At 59.7% G+C, this 17,359-nt stretch carries 14 protein-coding genes; 12 read left to right on the top strand and 2 right to left on the bottom strand.

From position 1 onward, the window contains the following. Positions 1–12: 12 nt before the first annotated feature. The 7 genes from ACQZ5N_RS11375 to ACQZ5N_RS11345 all read left to right on the top strand — a co-directional run bounded on the left by ACQZ5N_RS11375 (position 13) and on the right by ACQZ5N_RS11345 (position 9,558). Positions 13–1,683: an ABC transporter ATP-binding protein gene (locus tag ACQZ5N_RS11375; RefSeq protein ID WP_448732930.1), complete on the top strand. Its 1,671-nt coding sequence runs from the start codon at positions 13–15 to the stop codon at positions 1,681–1,683. A gap of 22 nt (positions 1,684–1,705) precedes the next feature. Beyond that, positions 1,706–3,079, top strand: a complete 1,374-nt coding sequence (gene melA, locus ACQZ5N_RS11370) for an alpha-glucosidase/alpha-galactosidase (RefSeq protein ID WP_448732929.1) — start codon at positions 1,706–1,708, stop codon at positions 3,077–3,079. Between the two features lie 417 nt (positions 3,080–3,496). Next, positions 3,497–4,561 (top strand): HlyD family secretion protein, encoded by a 1,065-nt coding sequence (locus ACQZ5N_RS11365; protein WP_448732928.1) that lies wholly within the window; start codon positions 3,497–3,499, stop codon positions 4,559–4,561. 11 nt (positions 4,562–4,572) lie between these two features. Next, a complete protein-coding gene (gene rbbA, locus ACQZ5N_RS11360; protein WP_448732927.1) occupies positions 4,573–7,341 on the top strand; it encodes a ribosome-associated ATPase/putative transporter RbbA in 2,769 nt (922 codons plus the stop codon). Next, the gene (locus ACQZ5N_RS11355) at positions 7,338–8,456 is read left to right on the top strand and encodes an ABC transporter permease (protein WP_059756311.1); all 1,119 of its coding nucleotides are present in this window, start codon (positions 7,338–7,340) and stop codon (positions 8,454–8,456) included. Before rbbA ends, ACQZ5N_RS11355 begins: the two co-directional genes overlap by 4 nt. A 137-nt stretch (positions 8,457–8,593) precedes the next feature. Then, positions 8,594–9,196, top strand: coding sequence for a hypothetical protein (locus ACQZ5N_RS11350; RefSeq protein ID WP_448732926.1), 603 nt, complete (start codon positions 8,594–8,596; stop codon positions 9,194–9,196). Positions 9,197–9,411: 215 nt separating this feature from the next. Continuing rightward, positions 9,412–9,558: a DUF1127 domain-containing protein gene (locus ACQZ5N_RS11345; protein ID WP_003521716.1), complete on the top strand. Its 147-nt coding sequence runs from the start codon at positions 9,412–9,414 to the stop codon at positions 9,556–9,558. Between the two features lie 434 nt (positions 9,559–9,992). Here ACQZ5N_RS11345 and ACQZ5N_RS11340 read toward each other — a convergent pair whose 3' ends face one another. After that, positions 9,993–10,436, bottom strand: coding sequence for a response regulator (locus ACQZ5N_RS11340; protein ID WP_448732925.1), 444 nt, complete (start codon positions 10,434–10,436; stop codon positions 9,993–9,995). A gap of 477 nt (positions 10,437–10,913) precedes the next feature. On the opposite strand from ACQZ5N_RS11340, the gene ftsZ reads away from it, so the two are divergent. The 3 genes from ftsZ to ACQZ5N_RS11325 all read left to right on the top strand — a co-directional run bounded on the left by ftsZ (position 10,914) and on the right by ACQZ5N_RS11325 (position 14,039). Continuing rightward, complete coding sequence (ftsZ, locus tag ACQZ5N_RS11335; RefSeq protein WP_003521714.1) at positions 10,914–11,876, top strand: cell division protein FtsZ; 963 nt, start codon at positions 10,914–10,916, stop codon at positions 11,874–11,876. A 389-nt stretch (positions 11,877–12,265) separates the two neighbouring features. Continuing rightward, positions 12,266–12,964 (top strand): GntR family transcriptional regulator, encoded by a 699-nt coding sequence (locus ACQZ5N_RS11330; RefSeq protein WP_080820927.1) that lies wholly within the window; start codon positions 12,266–12,268, stop codon positions 12,962–12,964. Between the two features lie 109 nt (positions 12,965–13,073). Further along, positions 13,074–14,039, top strand: a complete 966-nt coding sequence (locus tag ACQZ5N_RS11325) for a dihydrodipicolinate synthase family protein (RefSeq protein ID WP_142846053.1) — start codon at positions 13,074–13,076, stop codon at positions 14,037–14,039. Between the two features lie 291 nt (positions 14,040–14,330). Here the strand turns inward: ACQZ5N_RS11325 and ACQZ5N_RS11320 are convergent, their stop codons facing one another. Further along, the gene (locus ACQZ5N_RS11320) at positions 14,331–15,368 is read right to left on the bottom strand and encodes an Ldh family oxidoreductase (RefSeq protein ID WP_448732924.1); all 1,038 of its coding nucleotides are present in this window, start codon (positions 15,366–15,368) and stop codon (positions 14,331–14,333) included. Between the two features lie 442 nt (positions 15,369–15,810). Here ACQZ5N_RS11320 and ACQZ5N_RS11315 point away from each other — a divergent pair, with 442 nt between their 5' ends. Next, positions 15,811–16,617: an ABC transporter substrate-binding protein gene (locus ACQZ5N_RS11315; protein WP_448732923.1), complete on the top strand. Its 807-nt coding sequence runs from the start codon at positions 15,811–15,813 to the stop codon at positions 16,615–16,617. A 71-nt stretch (positions 16,618–16,688) separates the two neighbouring features. After that, positions 16,689–17,354, top strand: coding sequence for an amino acid ABC transporter permease (locus tag ACQZ5N_RS11310; protein ID WP_003521708.1), 666 nt, complete (start codon positions 16,689–16,691; stop codon positions 17,352–17,354). Positions 17,355–17,359 lie beyond the last annotated feature (5 nt).

The raw sequence follows: 17,359 nt of genomic DNA, 5'->3' as shown, positions 1-17,359 counted from the left end.
GAGGAGCGTAATATGGTTGCTGCTGCACAGAACAACACTTACGCCCCCGCCATCCGCCTCGATGCCGATGACCGAAACGACGACGCCATCATCGATGCCCGCAACATTGCCGTGACCTTCAGGGTGGAGCACGGCACGGTGGAGGCGGTGAAGGACATTTCTTTTCAGCTTTACCGGGGCGAGACGATTGCCATCGTCGGCGAATCCGGTTCGGGAAAATCCGTCACGGCCCGCACGATCATGGGGCTGTTGACGAAGCGGGCGTCCGTTGCGAAATCCGCGACCGTGCGTTTCAACGGCGACGACATTCTGAAGTTTTCCACCCGCCAGCGGCGGGCGCTGCGCGGCAACCGCATCTCGATGATCTTTCAGGAGCCGATGAGTTCGCTGAACCCGATCTATACGGTCGGCAGCCAGATCGTCGAGGCAATCCGTGTTCATTCGAAGCTCAGCCGGAAAGAGGCCGAGGCGAGGGCGCTCGATCTTTTGCGACAGGTGCAGATACCCGAACCGGAAGCGCGACTGAAGCAATATCCGCATCAGCTTTCCGGCGGCCAGCGGCAGCGTGTGATGATCGCCATGGCGCTCTCCAACGATCCGGATGTGCTGATTGCCGACGAACCTACCACCGCGCTCGACGTCACGGTGCAGGCGCAAATCCTCAATCTCATCCGCGATCTGCAAAAGAAGCGCGGCATGGCCGTGGTTCTCATCACCCATGACCTGACGATCGTGAAGCAGTTTTCCGATTACGTCTATGTCATGCAGCATGGCGAGATGCGCGAGCATAACACCACGGAAAAGCTCTTCGAAGCGCCGCAGCACCCCTATACGAAAAAGCTGCTTGCTTCCGAACCGCATGGCACGGCAAAGCCGCTGCCGGAAAATTCCGGCGTGCTGCTGACGGCGAATGGCGTGCGGGTCTCTTTCATGATGCGTTACGGCGGCCTGTTTAAACCGGAGCTGAAGGAGCTGATCGCCGTCGACAGTCTGGGGCTTACCCTCAATCGGCACGAGACGCTGGGTCTTGTCGGTGAATCCGGTTCCGGCAAGACGACCTTCGGCCAATCCCTGCTGCGGCTGAACGAGCCGGTGGCCGGGGAGGTGGTCTTTGACGGGGAGAGGGTCGATGGCCGCTCCCGCGCCGAAATGCGGCCCTTGCGATCGCGTATGCAGATCGTCTTTCAGGACCCTTTCGCCTCGCTCAATCCGCGCATGACCATCGGCCAGATCATCGAGGAAGGTCTTGTCGTCAATGGGCTGGGCAGAACCAAGGCCGAAAGGCTGGAGCGGGTGCGCGATGCGCTGGAGGCGGCGGGCATGCCCGGCAACATCCTCTCACGTTTTCCGCATGAATTCTCCGGCGGCCAGCGGCAGCGCATCGCCATTGCCCGTGCGGTGGCGCTGGAGCCGGAATTCATCCTGCTCGATGAGCCGACCTCGGCGCTCGATCTTTCCGTGCAGGCGCAGATCATCGATCTCCTGCGCAAGCTGCAGGATGAGCGGGGCCTGAGCTACCTGTTCATCTCGCACGACCTGAAAGTGGTCCGCGCGCTCTGCCACCGCGTCATCGTCATGCAGCGCGGGCAGATCGTCGAGCAAGGGCCTGTCGAGGATGTGCTGACCAATCCGAAAACTGAATATACCCAGCGGCTTGTACGGGCCGCCTTCGAAATCGCTTGAATTCCCAATGCTGGAGGTAGATATGGCAAGAGATCCCAAGATCACATTCATCGGCGCAGGCTCCACGGTGTTCATGAAGAACATCATCGGCGACGTGCTGCAGCGTCCGGCCCTTTCGGGGGTCACCATCGCGCTGATGGATATCAATCGCGAGAGGCTGGAAGAAAGCGCCATCGTCGTCAACAAGCTGATTTCGACGCTTGGCGCAAAGGCGAAAGCCGAAACCTATACGGACCAGAAAAAGGCGCTCGCCGGCGCTGATTTCGTCGTCGTGGCCTTCCAGATCGGCGGCTATGAGCCCTGCACGGTCACCGATTTCGAGGTGCCGCGCAAATATGGCCTGCGCCAGACTATTGCCGATACGCTCGGCGTCGGTGGCATCATGCGCGGTCTTCGCACGGTGCCGCATCTGTGGAAGATCTGCGAGGACATGCTGGCCGTCTGCCCCAACGCCATCATGCTGCAATATGTGAACCCCATGGCGATCAATACCTGGGCGATTGCGGAGAAATATCCGACGATCCGGCAGGTCGGCCTTTGCCATTCCGTGCAGGGCACGGCCATGGAACTCGCCCACGATCTCGATATTCCCTATGAGGAAATCCGCTACCGTTCGGCCGGCATCAACCATATGGCGTTCTTCCTGGAGTTCGAGCACCGCCAGCCGGATGGCAGCTACAAGAACCTTTATCCCGACCTCGTCCGCGGCTACCGCGAAGGCCGGGCTCCGAAGCCCGGCTGGAACCCGCGCTGCCCCAACAAGGTGCGTTACGAGATGCTGACGCGGCTCGGTTATTTCGTCACCGAAAGTTCCGAACATTTCGCCGAATATACGCCCTATTTCATCAAGGAAGGGCGCGAGGACCTGATCGAGAAATTCGGCATCCCGCTCGATGAATATCCCAAGCGCTGCATCGAGCAGATCGAGCGCTGGAAGGGGCAGGCTGCAGCCTATCGTTCGGCCGAGAAGATCGAGGTCAAGCAGTCAAAGGAATATGCCTCCTCCATCATCAACTCGGTCTGGACCGGCGAACCCTCGGTGATTTACGGTAACCAGCGCAACAATGGCTGCATCACCTCGCTGCCGGCCTATTGTGCGGCGGAGGTGCCCTGCCTTGTCGATCATAACGGCGTGCAGCCCACCTATATCGGCGACTTGCCGCCGCAGCTCACCGCCCTGATGCGCACCAACATCAATGTGCAGGAACTGACGGTGCGGGCGCTGATGAGCGAAAACCGCGAGCATATCTTCCATGCGACGATGATGGATCCGCACACGGCGGCGGAACTGGATCTCGACCAGATCTGGTCGCTGGTGGACGATCTGCTGCTGGCCCATCGCGACTGGTTGCCGGAATGGACGCAGGTGGAGGTGAAGCGGGCGCGGGCGGTGTGAATGCGGGGGGTGCGGTAATTGGAAGTCGCGGGAGTTTCGTCTGCGGCCGAGTTCACCGACACGCGCCTCTCTCCATATTCGACGTCATCCTCGGGCCTGTCCCGAGGATCCAAACACGTAGCGAAAATTGATAGGTAGCAGATGCTCGGGACAGGCCCGAGCATGACGGAGGGAATGTCATGCTGCCCATCACTTTCGGCGCATGGTTCCCATGGCGTTTCCAGCCTTTGCCCGAAACCTCTCATGCACTTGACTTGTGTCAAAGCCGCAAAACTGACCCTCACCTAAACAGCCAATACCCCGGCCCACTCCCTCAACAGGAGAAATGTCGGGTGCGAATACTAAACGCAATGGTGGCTGGCTTCTTCGGTTTCATCGTATTAGGGTTGAAATTCGAAGGGTTCATGGGGAAGACGGATGTCTAAAAAAGGCTTGCTCGTTGGTCTGGTGATTTTGGTTATTGCCGGTGTCGCCTATTTCTCCTGGTCAAAGCTGAAGGGTGAGGGACTTCCCGCCGGATTTGTGGCCAGCAACGGCCGGATCGAGGCCGTCGAGATCGACATTTCCACGAAAACCGCCGGTCGTCTTCAGGACATCATGGTGCGTGAAGGCGATTTCGTGAAGGCCGGGCAGGTGCTTGCCCAGATGGACACGGCGCAACTGGAGGCGAGGAGGCGTCAGGCGGAAGCGCAGTTTCGCCGGGCGAAAATAGCGATCGATACGGCCCACAGCCTCGTCGCCCAACGGGAGGCGGAGAAGACCTCGGCGCTGGCGGTGGTGGAACAGCGCAAGGCCCAGCTCGATTCCGCCTCCAAGACCTATGCGCGCTCGAAACAGCTGCTGACCGGCAACGCCGTCTCGCAGCAGATCGTCGATGACAGTGAAGCCGCCGAGCAGTCCGCCCGCGCCACGCTCGCTTCCGCTGAGGCCTCGCTTGCCGCCTCCGATGCCGCAATTAACGCCGCCAAGGCGCAGATCGTCGATGCCGAGGCGGCGGTGGATGCCGCGCAGGCCGATATTGAAAGCATCGAGACGGATATCGCCGATGCGACGCTGAAATCGCCCCGCGACGGCCGCGTGCAATATCGGATCGCCCAGCCCGGTGAGGTGCTGTCCGCCGGCGGACGGGTTCTGAACCTCGTCGATCTCGGCGATGTCTATATGACGTTCTTCCTGCCGACGGCCGAGGCCGGTCGCACGTCCATGGGCTCGGACGTTCGCCTGATACTGGATGCCGCCCCGCAATATACCATCCCTGCCAAGGTTTCCTTTGTCGCCGATGTCGCGCAGTTCACGCCGAAAACGGTCGAGACCGAAGAGGAACGCCAGAAGCTGACATTCCGGGTGAGGGCGCAAATCCCGCAGGAGCTGCTGCAGAAATATATCCAATATGTCAAAACCGGGCTGCCCGGCATGGCCTATGTCCGGCTTGATCCGCAGGCCGCCTGGCCGGAAAACCTCGAACGCAATCTCGTCAAGTGACGGTGGCCACCATGGTCGCGTCTCCCGCAACGAATGACAGGCATGCACCGGTCGCGCGATTGGCCGATGTGCGGTTGACCTTCGGAAGCACCATTGCGCTGGCCGACATTTCGGTCGAGATCCCCGCCGGGCGGATGATCGGGCTTATCGGGCCGGACGGTGTCGGCAAATCGAGCCTGTTGTCGCTCGTCTCCGGCGCGCGCGCCATCCAGAAAGGCAAGGTGGAGGTTCTGGGCGGGGACATGTCCGATCCGCGCCACCGCGAGGATACCTGCCCGCGTATCGCCTATATGCCGCAGGGTCTTGGCAAGAACCTTTATCCCACCCTGTCCGTCTTCGAAAATATCGATTTTTTCGGCAGGCTGTTCGGGCAGGGCGGCAGGGAGCGGCAGGCGCGCATTGCCGAATTGCTGAAGAGTACCGGCCTCGAGCCCTTCGCCGACCGCCCCGCGATGAAACTTTCCGGGGGCATGAAGCAGAAGCTGGGGCTCTGCTGCGCGCTGATCCACGATCCCGACCTGCTCATTCTCGATGAGCCGACCACGGGCGTCGATCCGCTGTCGCGGCGGCAGTTCTGGGAGCTGATCGATTCCATCCGGGCCGGGCGTCCGGGCATGAGCGTTATCGTCGCCACGGCCTATATGGAAGAGGCGGCCGGTTTCGACTGGCTGGTCGCCATGGATGGCGGCAAGATTTTAGCTACCGGCTCGCCTGCCGAACTTCTCGAGCGCACCTCCGCACCCAATCTCGATGCCGCCTTTATCGCGCTCCTGCCCGAAGAAAAGCGCAAGGGTTACCACGAGGTGCATATCGCGCCGCGCAGGGTGGCGGGTGAGGGCGATTATGCCATCGAGGCGTCGCATCTCAGCATGCGCTTCGGCGATTTTACCGCCGTCGACAATGTCAGCTTCAAGATTCCGCGCGGCGAAATTTTCGGCTTTCTCGGCTCGAACGGCTGCGGAAAATCCACCACCATGAAGATGTTGACGGGGCTTCTGGCCGCCAGCGAAGGCGAGGCCAAGCTTTTCGGGCACAAGGTGGATGCCAGCGACATGGCGATCCGCCACCGCGTCGGCTATATGAGTCAGGCCTTCTCGCTCTATTCCGAGCTGACGGTGCGCCAGAACCTCGATCTTCACGCCCGCCTGTTCAAGCTGCCGGAAGAGAAAATTCAGCCGCGCATCGCCGAAATGGCCGAGCGTTTCGATCTCGGCGCTGTCATGGAGACGCTGCCGGACGACCTGCCGCTCGGCATCCGGCAGAGGCTGTCGCTGGCGGTGGCGATGATCCATTCGCCTGATATTCTCATCCTCGACGAGCCGACCTCCGGCGTCGACCCGGTGGCGCGGGACGGGTTCTGGCAAATCCTCGCCGATCTCTCGCGCAACGACAATGTCACCATTTTCATCTCCACCCATTTCATGAACGAGGCGGAGCGCTGCGACCGGATTTCGCTGATGCATGCCGGCAAGGTGCTGATCAGCGATACGCCCAATGCGATTACCAAAAGCCGCAATGCGGCAACTCTCGAAGAGGCTTTCGTCGCCTACCTCGAAGATGCTTCCGGCGTGAAAAAGGCGGAGCCCGCGGCAGCACCCGTCGCGACAGCGCAGGTGCCGGCGACGCAACATGCTGCACCCAATCGTAAGAGATTTTTCGATTTCAGGCGCATGTTCAGCTATACGCGCCGCGAGGCGCTGGAACTGCAGCGGGACCCCATTCGCGGCACGCTGGCGGTGCTCGGTAGCGTCATCCTGATGTTCGTCATCGGTTACGGTATCAATCTCGATGTCGAGGACCTGACCTTCGCGGTGCTGGACCGTGACGATTCCACCATCAGCCGCGATTACGTGCTCGACATTGCCGGCTCCCGTTATTTCATCGAGAAGGAACCGATCCGCGATTATGCCGATATGGACCGGCGGATGCGTGACGGGGAACTCAGCCTCGCCATCGAAATTCCTCCCGGTTTCGGCCGCGACGTGTTGCGCGGCAAGACGGTGGAGGTGGGCGCCTGGATCGACGGCGCCATGCCGCAGCGGGCCGAGACCGTTCGCGGTTACGTGCAGGGCATGCACCAGACATGGCTGGCGCGCAAGGCCGCCGAGATTTACGGCAGCGCCGCCACGCAAAGCAGTTTCAGCATCGAGACGCGCTATCGTTACAATCCGGACGTCAAGAGCCTCGTCGCCATGGTGCCGGCGGTTATTCCGCTGCTGCTCATGCTTATTCCCGCCATGCTGGCGGCGCTCAGCGTCGTCAGGGAAAAGGAACTCGGCTCCATCGTCAATCTTTACGTGACGCCGACCACGCGGCTGGAATTCCTGATCGGCAAGCAGCTTCCCTATGTCGCTCTTGGCATGCTCAATTTCCTGCTTCTGACGGCCTTCGCCATCTTCATCTTCCAGGTGCCCTTCACCGGAAGTTATCTCGCCTATGCGACGGGAGCGCTGCTCTATGTCATCATCGCCACCTCCATCGGCCTTCTCATGTCGTCCTTCATGAAGAGCCAGATCGCGGCGATCTTCGGCACGGCCCTGCTGACGCTCATTCCGGCAACGCAATATTCGGGCATGATCGATCCCGTTTCGTCGCTGCAGGGGGCGGGCGCCTTTATCGGCAACATCTATCCCGCCACCTATTTCATGACCATTTCGCGCGGCACCTTCTCCAAGGGGCTGGATTTTGCCGGGCTCTCCGGCTCGTTCCTGCCGCTTCTCATCGCCATTCCGCTGCTTCTCATTGCCGGCGCCGCACTTTTGAGGAAACAGGCGTCATGAAGCTGTTTTCGTCCAACATCTTCCAGCTCGGGATCAAGGAACTGCGCGGCCTTGCGCGTGACGGCATGTTGCTGCTGCTCATCGTCTACGCCTTCACGCTGCAAATCTACACCGGCTCCAGCGCGCTGCCGGAGACGCTGAACAATGCCGCCATCGCCATTGTCGACGAGGATCAGTCGCCGCTTTCCGGGCGCATCAGCACGGCTTTTTATCCGCCTTACTTCTCTCCGCCGAAGCAGATTTCCATTGCGGAAATGGACAAGCGCATGGATGCGGGCCTCGATACCTTCGCGCTCAATATCCCGCCGGATTTCCAGCGCCGGCTGATGGCCGGGCAGCAACCCGCTATCCAGCTCAATATCGACGCCACCCGCATGAGCCAGGCTTTCAGTGGCGGCGGTTATGTGCAGAGCATCGTAACGAGCGAAGTTCAGGAATATATCAACCGTTATCGCGGTGCGACTTCGGTGCCGGTAGACCTGACGCTACGCTCCCGTTTCAACCCGGAGCTGGACAAGTCGTGGTTCGGGTCGATCAACAACATCATCACCGCCATCACCATGCTGTCGATCGTGCTGACGGGGGCGGCGCTCATTCGCGAGCGCGAGCATGGCACAGTGGAGCATCTGCTGGTCATGCCGGTCACGCCGCTGGAAATCATGCTCAGCAAGGTCTGGTCCATGGGCCTTGTCGTGCTGGTGGCCTCGGCATTTTCCCTGTTCGTCGTCGTCAGGGGCCTGCTCGCCATTCCAATCGAAGGCTCGCTCTTGCTCTTCCTGCTCGGCACCGCCTTGCAGCTCTTCGCCATGACGTCGATGGGCATCTTCCTTGCGACGGTGGCCGGTTCCATGCCGCAATTCGGCATGCTGCTGATCCTGTTCCTGCTGCCGTTGCAGGTGCTCTCCGGCGCCATGACGCCGCGTGAAAGCATGCCTGATATCATCCAGTACATCATGCTTCTCGCACCCAACACCCATTTCGTCATACTGGCGCAATCGGTGCTTTTCAGGGGGGCGGGGCTGGATGTGGTCTGGCCGCAATTGCTGGCGCTGCTGGCCATCGGCTCCGCGCTTTTCGTTTTCGCGCTTCGCCGTTTCAGGCGGTTCCTGCGCTGACGGCAGCGGGATCGTGCGCTTATTTCTCCTGTTTCCGCGCAAGTTGAATTAATTGTGTTCGGTAACGGTATGTTCGCCTTCCGTGAATATGCCTATGAGGACGGCTGGGTAAGCGGGCTTTGTTCAGGAGTAGCAAAATGAATATTGCAGCACGTCTGTCACTGGCGGCCATGATCGCACTGGCGGCAACGCCATCTCTCGCGTCAGAAGATATGACATCGGAGACGAGCGAAGCGATATTCGGTTTCGGCGGCGCCCTGACGAAAGAGGACATGCTGAAAAGTGCTGCCCTCTTTCCGGTGGAATATGAGCGCAATGCCATTCTGGGCGGTGGCTATCAGTTCTATCCCTACCATATCGGCAATCTGAAACTCGGTGGCGAAATCGGCGTCGCCGGCAGGTTCGGCAAGGGCTTTACGGGTGAAGTATGGGCGGGTCCGGTTGCACGTTACGAGCAGATCAGGCTCGGAGAGCGGTTGTTCATCACGCCGAGCTTCACGGCAGGCCTGAGCCTCGTGACGGATGCGCAGCCCGGCCGCGAGCGGGAACAGGAAATCAAGGACAACGGTAACGCGAATGTCCTGTTTTATCTCGGGCCTGAGATCAACGTGTCCTTCAGTGAGGATTCCTCGACGGAATTCTTCTGGCGGCTTCACCACCGCTCCGGCGGCGGCAAGACGCTCGGCAACATGAAGGGCGCGACAAACGCCAACGTCTTCGGCGTCCGCTACAAATTCTAGGCGGCTGGACAGGGTCTGGTTCCGCAGACTGCCAAAAATTCAACCGCCTTTCCCATTTTCGCACGCCGCAGATTGGAACCCGTGCACGCAGCGCATGGGTGGATTGCCTTATTCTGCCTGTTAATTCGTCATCGAAAAGCGCATATAGGGGGCATCAAAGGACGCCGGAACGAAAACGTTACTGACGTCACCTAAACCTCAGAAAGGGTAATGTCATGAACGTAGCACGCAGCTTCAATAACTGGCGCAAATATCGTCAGACCATCAACGAACTCGGCCGTATGAGCACCCGTGAACTGCACGATCTCGGTATCGATCGTAGCCAGATCACTAGCGTCGCCCGCGCCGCCGTTGGCAGGTAATCAAGGCGATATCGCCTCTTTTGAATGCCCAAACGCCCGCTCAGCGGGCGTTTTTGTTTTGGGGGATATGGGACGCTTCTACCGCGAATATCCGCCAGATAATCCGGCGATGTGGAAGTCCGAGCCGAAGGGTGGGGTTTTCTCGGCGTCAGGCGATAAATATCGCCATGCATTGAATGCATATCTGTGCTGCAAGCTTATGCCTGTCAAATGCGCAGAAAAATGCTATCTTCCAATCATCGAAAGGGATGTACCTCCTCCCACATCCTTTTGGTAAAGCGGGTGATCCTACTCCTCCTCCCAAAGGATTGCCCCGGGGACAGCGGTTTTCCTCCTCCCATATCGCTGTTCATCTTTTCAAAAAGCCTGCCGCACCTCCTCCCGCGGCAGGCTTTTTTGTTTTCAGCGTCTTGCCTTTGTTTTCAGGGAATATCTCAGTCGAAAGCCATCATGCCGATGGGCGTCACGGCATGGGTGCCTGCACGTTTGGCAAGGGCATAGGCGAGGCACTGCTCCACGGCATCCTGCGGCACGGGCTTGGCGATCACGCCGGCGCCGATGCCGAGATTGACGACGACTTCGGGGTTTGCCGTCATGAAGATCACCACCACGCCATGATCTTCGGAAAGCCGCCGACCGATCTCCGGGCCGGTCTGTCCATCGGCAAGGTTGACGTCGACAAAGGCGATATCGGCACGGCTGCCAAGCGTCACGGCGTCTTCCAGCCGGTTGGCGATGCCGATGACATCCGCCTCTTCTTCCGCCTGCAAAATGGAATCCTCTATATCCATGGCGATGAGGAATTCGTCTTCCACGATCAGCACACGCGGCTGTTCCGTGCGGAAACCCGGTTCGTTTTGCAAGACGTCTGCCAACATATGCCTGCCTCCATTCTGTGTTTCAGAGCATCGGATTGAAAACTGTAGCGCGGTTGCGGATCATCCGAGGCTTCAACTAAACCCGCAGCGGCGGGACCGGTTCCGTTTTATTTCCCGCCGCTCCAGCGCGGTCGGCATGCAAACACTTCTCGGCGCAACTCGTTCCAAAGTGAGATAAACATAGTGAATGGAGTGTAAACGGCGTGCCTTTTCGGCTATCACCTTTCAAGAGCGAAGCAGTTGATTCGGTTCGGTTTTCATCCGGGGAAGGGGTCGGAGAACGTCGCCGTGGAGCATCTTTCGCCCCCTGGAACACCGTTCTTTCGCCATTATGGGGTGAAAGGCCGGCATGAAAATTCAAAGCGTTACAGCCTCTTTCCCCCATCGGGGAGGAAGCGCTGGAACCTTGCCGATCATTCGCGTGCCGCGGTCAAAAAACGGCGCGGGACCCTATGAGTTTAGAAAGAGAATAAGACGATGACCCAGTCTCCGCGCGCCACCATTGCCCGCAACACGCCCAATATCGCCGTCGTCGGCGTCGGTGGCGGTGGCGGCAACGCGATCAACAACATGATTGCCGAGGGCATCGGCGGCGTCGATTTCATTGCCGCCAATACGGATGCGCAGGCGCTGAAGAAGACCAACGCGCCGCGGCTCGTGCAGCTCAGCTCCGAACTGACCGGCGGGCTTGGTGCGGGCGCCGATCCCGAGGTGGGCCGGCAGGCGGCGATCGATTCCCTCGACGAGATCATGGATCACCTGAGCGGTTATGACATGTGTTTCATCACCGCCGGCATGGGCGGCGGCACCGGCACGGGCGCTGCTCCCGTCATCGCTGAAGCCTGCCGGGCGAAGAACATCCTTACCGTCGGTGTCGTCACGCTCCCCTTCAGCTTCGAGGGCGCGCGCCGCATGCGGGCTGCCGAATATGGCTTCGCCAACCTGCTCAACACGGCAGATACCGTCATCGTCATTCCCAACCAGAACCTGCTGCGCATTGCCGATGCCGGCACGACCTTCGAAAATGCGCTGAAGACGGCCGACAAGGTTTTGTCGCTTGGCGTGCGCTGCATCACCGATCTCATCCTGCGCGAAGGCCTGGTCAATCTCGATTTTGCCGATGTGCGCTATGTCATGAAGAATGGCGGCCGGGCGCTGATGGGCACGGCGCAGGCCAAGGGTGAAAAGCGCGCCTCGGAAGCGGCGGCCGCAGCCATCGCCAACCCGCTGCTCGGCGAACCGTCGCTGAAGGAAGCGCGGGGCGCGCTGGTTTCCATTTCCGGCGGCAACGATCTGACGCTTTACGAGATCGACGAGGCAATGACGCTGGTGCGCGAGGCGGTCAGTGAGGAAACCGATGTGGTGATGGGCGCTTCCTTCGATCCGACGCTGGACGGCGCTTTCAAGATTTCCGTCGTGGCCACCGGCCTGCGCAATTGATGCTGGCTTGAGGCGAGACATTGCTGGGCGTTTCTTCTCCCCGGCGGGGAGAAGGTGGCCCGAAGGGTCGGATGAGGGGGCAAGCTCTCGGAATATCTCTACCCTTGCCCCCTCATCCCGCTGCCGCGGACTTCTCCCCCTCGGGGAGAAGAGACGAACGGCTTACTCTTCGCTTCCTGGGGAAGTCGTCCTTCTTTAGTCGGCGATGCCCTATAAACAGCGTCCACGCCACAAACTGAACGATCAAAAGCCGTCGCGGGCAATTTTCGCGACGGCTTTTTGTTGTTTTTGAACAATTATTCCGCCATTCGAAGAGGCTGCGGCGCTGCGCGGCGTTGATCGGGAAAAAATATAATAGTACTCTTTATGTCGACAAGAGGGATTTGATGATGACGGATATAATTGCTTCTGCCGAGCGCAAGCGCGGCTCCGGCGTGAAGATGGTCTATGATCTGCTGCGCGACGAGATTCTCGATCTGGTTCTGCCGCCGGGCAGCCCCATCGACGAGGTGCAGCTTGCCGAAAGGTTCAAGATGTCGCGCACGCCGATCCGCGAGGCGCTGGTGCGGCTTTCGGGCGAGGGGCTGATCGATACGCTGCCGAACCGTTCGACCATGGTGTCGAATATCGATTTCCTCAACATGCACACCTATTTCGATGCGCTGGTGTTGATGTATCGGGTAACGACGCAGCTTGCCGCGCAATATCACCGTCCGGAGGATCTGGCCGGAATCCGCGCCCACAATGCGGAATTCGCCATTGCGGTGGAGGAGCAGGATGCGCTGGCGATGATCTCCACCAATGCCGCCCTTCACCTTTCCATCGCCGAAGCCGGGCGTAACCCCTATTTCACCAGCCTGTTCAAGCGCCTGCTGGATGAGGGACGACGCATTCTCAGGCTTTATTACCAGTCCTATGACGATCGTCTGCCGAAGCGCTTCGTCGACGATCATGATGAGATCATCGCGGCGATTGCCGCGCGCGATATCGCTCTTTCCGAAAGACTGGCCCGCGAGCATGCCGAACAGATCGTGCGGCAGGTGCAGAAACTGCTGGTGCGAAACGAACGGCTGGAAATAAATCTGTAGCTTGTCGATTTCTTGTCGACAAATAAAATACAAGATTGTAATGTCCTTGTCGAAAGGGTGGCGCGGAGGTGCGTCCATTCCCGAAAAACATGTCCCTTAGGAGCTTGAAATGACGGCCAGCATTTTTTCCGGCGTGATTCCCGCCTTGATGACCCCCTGCAAGGATGATCGCACCCCTGATTTCGATGCGCTTGTTCGCAAGGGCAAGGAACTGATCGCCGATGGCATGTCGGCCGTGGTTTATTGCGGTTCCATGGGCGACTGGCCGCTCCTGACGGACGAGCAGCGCATGGAAGGCGTGGAACGCCTGGTGAAAGCCGGCATTCCGGTCATCGTCGGCACCGGCGCGGTCAACACGGCATCTGCCGTTGCCCATGCCGCCCACGCCCAGAAGGTTGGCGCCAAGGGCCTGATGGTCATTCCGCGCGTCCTGTCGCGCGGTTCGGTCATCGCCGCCCAGAAGGCCCACTTCAAGGCCATCCTCTCGGCTGCTCCGGAAATCCCGGCCGTCATCTACAACAGCCCGTATTACGGCTTCGCCACTCGCGCCGATCTCTTCTTCGCGCTGCGCGCCGAGCACAAGAACCTCGTCGGTTTCAAGGAATTCGGCGGCCCGGCCGATATGCGTTATGCGGCCGAAAACATCACCAGCCGCGATGATGAAGTCACCCTGATGATCGGCGTCGATACGGCCGTTTTCCACGGCTTCGTCAATTGCGGCGCCACCGGCGCCATCACTGGAATCGGCAATGTTCTGCCGAAGGAAGTCATTCACCTCTGCAAGCTGTCGCAGGCCGCCGCAAAGGGTGATGCGGACGCCCGCGCCCGCGCGCTGGAGCTGGAACAGGCGCTCGCCGTCCTCTCTTCCTTCGATGAAGGCCCGGATCTGGTTCTCTATTTCAAGCACATGATGGTGCTGAAGGGCGACAAGGAATACACGCTGCACTTCAACGAAACCGACGCCCTGACCGACAGCCAGCGCGGTTATGTCGAGGCGCAGTTCAAGCTGTTCAACAGCTGGTACGCCGACTGGAGCAAGCTTCCGGGCGCCGTGCAGGCCTGCAAGGCGGCCTGAGATATCGCTGCCGTGAAAACAAAGGCCCGCAACTGCGGGCCTTTTTGCATGTTATGAGGTTTGATGTCTCTCCTCCGTCATGCCGGACTTGATCCGGCATCCAGCCACGGCGTGTCTGCGCCGTGAAAGAGTCTTCCGCGATCAAGGACTTGATCGCGCTGGACCCCGGATCTAGTCCGGGGTGACGGAGCGGGGATGCTATGCAGTCGCAAAAAAAAACGCTGAGTGACGCTGTCGCTATGAGAAGGCCCGCAATCGCGGGCCTTTTTTTATTTCCACATCCAAACGCGGTCAGGAAACCGCATCCAGCCCCTTATCAAGCAGCCGGTCGAGTCCGGCCATTTCGGCGGCGGTAAGCGTGATGCCTTCGCTTTCGGATTTGGTGCGGGCAGTGAAGCGGCGGCCCGAGGGCAGGCGGGCGCCCTGGCCGATGATGGCGTCGAACAGCACTTCCGCGCGCTGGAAGGGATCGCCGGGGCGGCCCTTGGCAAAGGCTTCCGGAGAAAAGGCGACGATCAACTCGCCATGGGTGGGGGCAAGCGTGGTGGTGCCGAGAAATTCGAGCGCTTCGGGGCTGGTGAGATCGCCGATCATGATGCCGGCGAGAAGCTCGATCATGGTGCCGATGGCCGATCCCTTGTGGCCGCCAAAGGGCAGCATGGAGCCGGCAAGGGCCGCTTCCGGGTCGGTCGTCGGCTTGCCGTCGGCATCCAGAGCCCAGCCTTCCGGCAGGGGCTTTCCGGCCCGCCGATGCAGTTCTATTTCACCGCGTGCCGCAACCGATGTGGCGAAATCGAAGACATAAGGGGAGGTGTCCTTGCGTGGCCAGCCGAAAGCGAAGGGGTTGGTGCCGAGCAGCGGCTTGCTGCCGCCAGTGGGCGCGACGGTGGAATAGCTCGGGCACATGACCAGCCCGGCAAGACCGTTTTCGGTCAGCCCTTCGACTTCCGGCCAGAGCGCCGAGAAATGTGTGCAGTCATTGATGACGAGCGCTGCGATGCCCGCGCGTTTCGCCCGCTCCACCAGAACCGGCAGACCAAGTTCGAAGGCGGGGTTGGCGAAGCCGCCTTTGGCATTGACCTTCACGATGGCCGTGCCGTCGTTTTCTGCCACTTCAGGTATCGCATCGGGCTTCACCTTGCCGGCTTTGACGGTGCGGAGCGCGCCTTCGATACGGTAGATGCCGTGGGACTTGCAGGCGTCCCGCTCACCGGCAGTAATGACGCGCGCCAGCGCTCCCGACTGTACGGCATTCAGCCCGGCCCTCAAAAAAATCGACTCGACCCGCTGGAAAAGTGCCTCAATGGTCAAGGTGGTCGTGTCGCTCATCATAGTCCTCCGATAGGGCTCGCACATTTTGAATACATAAAGTATACAAAGACGTGAGTATTGCAACGTGTCTTTTCGATGAAGCTCAGTCAGAGCAGAAGGCCACCCTGTCAAACACGAAGATACCTTAAGCCCCCATTCCTGTGCTTGTCACAGGAATCCAGTCGGCGCGCGTCTGCGCGTCGGAAAGCCTCTTTCAACCCAAAGACTTGGGCTGGCTAGATTCCTGTGACAAGCACAGGAATGAGGGATGCTGGATGTTTCGCCCACCTTGTCCGCTGCCCCCGCGCCGGCTTGCGTAATCATCCGCGACACCTCATCAGTTCGCACATGCAAAAATTCTTTTTGTATACTCGTTGTATTTTTATGTTGATTTATCGCCGCCATGGGGAAATAGTGACCGCGCCTTCAAAGGCAGACCAATTGTGGGAGCAAATAAAGAATGAAAAAATCGGTCATCGTCGCTGGCCTCTTGGCCGCCACTTTCGCTATTACTCCGGCCAAGGCCGACAAACTTGACGACATCATTTCGTCCGGCACGCTGCGTTGCGCCGTCGTGCTCGATTTCCCGCCCATGGGCGCGCGTGATGACGCCAACAACCCGATCGGCTTCGATGTCGATTATTGCAACGATCTCGCCAAGGCGCTCGGCGTCACGGCTGAAATCGTCGAAACGCCGTTCCCCGAGCGTATTCCGGCACTGATGTCCGGCCGCGTCGATGTCGGTGTTGCCTCGACCTCCGATACGCTGGAGCGCGCCAAGACGGTCGGCATGACCGTGCCTTACTTCGCTTTCGAAATGGCCGTTACGGCCAACGACAAGTCCGGCATCAAGTCCTTCGAGGACATGAAGGGCAAGACCGTCGGTGCAACCGCCGGCACGTTCGAAGCCATCGCGCTCGAAAAGACGGTCAAGGAATGGGGCGTCGGCGAATTCCGTCCGTACCAGACGCAGGCCGATGTGTTCCTCGCGCTCAGCCAGGGCCAGATCGACGCCACCGTGTCCACTTCGACGGTTGCGCAGTCCAACGTCAAGGGCGGCAAGTTCGCGAGCATCTCCGTGGTCGGCAAGGCGCCCTATGACATCGATTATGTCGCGCTCTTCACTAACCGTGACGAATACGGCTTCATCAACTACCTGAACCTCTTCATCAACCAGCAGGTTCGCACCGGCCGTTACGCCGAACTCTATGAAAAATGGGTTGGCGGCGAAGTTCCCTCGCTCACCGTCAACGGCGTTTATCGCTGATCAGGACTTTTCGTAAACGGCGCGGTCAAGATGATCGCGCCGTTGATCGTTTCTGAAGAGGCGGGACGCCCATGTTCAATTATACATTTCACTGGAATCAGGCGCTGAAGGCTTTGCCGCAGCTTCTGGACGGTGCGGTGGTGACGCTGCAGATCGCCATTCTGTCGATGGTGATCGGTCTTTCCTGCGCCATCGTGCTGACGCTGTTCCGGCTCTCCGGCAACCGCATTCTCGGCGCTTTCGCCGCCGTCTGGGTGGAAATCGCCCGCAACACGCCGGCGCTGTTCCAGATTTACATGGCCCATTTCGGCCTTGGCAATTTCGGCATTCATCTCAGCCCCTATACCGCGCTTCTGGTCGGTATCGCCTTCAACAATGCCGGTTATCTCGCGGAGAATTTCCGCGGCGCGCTAAAGGCCATTCCCGATACGCAGACGCGCTCCGGCCGTTCGCTCGGCATGACCTCGATGCAGACCTTCCGGCTCATCATCCTGCCGCAGATGCTGCGCGTCGCCTTTCTGCCCGCCACCAACCAGATGGTCTGGGCAATCCTCATGACCTCGCTCGGTGTCACGGTCGGCATGAATACGGATCTCGCCGGTGTGACCCAGGCGCTCAATGCGCGCTCGTTCCGCACCTTCGAATTCTTCGCGCTCGCCGCGGTCATCTATTACGTGATCGCCAAGATCGTCACGCTCGCCGCCAGATTGCTGGCCGCGCGTCTGTTCCGTTATTGAGAGAG

This window comes from Agrobacterium sp. 22-221-1, assembly GCF_053522445.1.
Note: the sequence above shows the minus strand (reverse complement) of the source record. Positions and strands in the feature narration are given on the sequence as shown.

Excerpts from the sequence above, each read along its gene's own strand:
- ACQZ5N_RS11375 (WP_448732930.1), top strand. The coding sequence starts at position 13 with ATGGTTGCTGCTGCACAGAACAACACTTACGCCCCCGCCATCCGCCTC.
- melA (WP_448732929.1), top strand. The coding sequence starts at position 1,706 with ATGGCAAGAGATCCCAAGATCACATTCATCGGCGCAGGCTCCACGGTG.
- ACQZ5N_RS11365 (WP_448732928.1), top strand. The coding sequence starts at position 3,497 with ATGTCTAAAAAAGGCTTGCTCGTTGGTCTGGTGATTTTGGTTATTGCC.
- rbbA (WP_448732927.1), top strand. The coding sequence starts at position 4,573 with ATGGTCGCGTCTCCCGCAACGAATGACAGGCATGCACCGGTCGCGCGA.
- ACQZ5N_RS11355 (WP_059756311.1), top strand. The coding sequence starts at position 7,338 with ATGAAGCTGTTTTCGTCCAACATCTTCCAGCTCGGGATCAAGGAACTG.
- ACQZ5N_RS11350 (WP_448732926.1), top strand. The coding sequence starts at position 8,594 with ATGAATATTGCAGCACGTCTGTCACTGGCGGCCATGATCGCACTGGCG.
- ACQZ5N_RS11345 (WP_003521716.1), top strand. The coding sequence starts at position 9,412 with ATGAACGTAGCACGCAGCTTCAATAACTGGCGCAAATATCGTCAGACC.
- ACQZ5N_RS11340 (WP_448732925.1), bottom strand. The coding sequence starts at position 10,436 with ATGTTGGCAGACGTCTTGCAAAACGAACCGGGTTTCCGCACGGAACAG.
- ftsZ (WP_003521714.1), top strand. The coding sequence starts at position 10,914 with ATGACCCAGTCTCCGCGCGCCACCATTGCCCGCAACACGCCCAATATC.
- ACQZ5N_RS11330 (WP_080820927.1), top strand. The coding sequence starts at position 12,266 with ATGACGGATATAATTGCTTCTGCCGAGCGCAAGCGCGGCTCCGGCGTG.
- ACQZ5N_RS11325 (WP_142846053.1), top strand. The coding sequence starts at position 13,074 with ATGACGGCCAGCATTTTTTCCGGCGTGATTCCCGCCTTGATGACCCCC.
- ACQZ5N_RS11320 (WP_448732924.1), bottom strand. The coding sequence starts at position 15,368 with ATGAGCGACACGACCACCTTGACCATTGAGGCACTTTTCCAGCGGGTC.
- ACQZ5N_RS11315 (WP_448732923.1), top strand. The coding sequence starts at position 15,811 with ATGAAAAAATCGGTCATCGTCGCTGGCCTCTTGGCCGCCACTTTCGCT.
- ACQZ5N_RS11310 (WP_003521708.1), top strand. The coding sequence starts at position 16,689 with ATGTTCAATTATACATTTCACTGGAATCAGGCGCTGAAGGCTTTGCCG.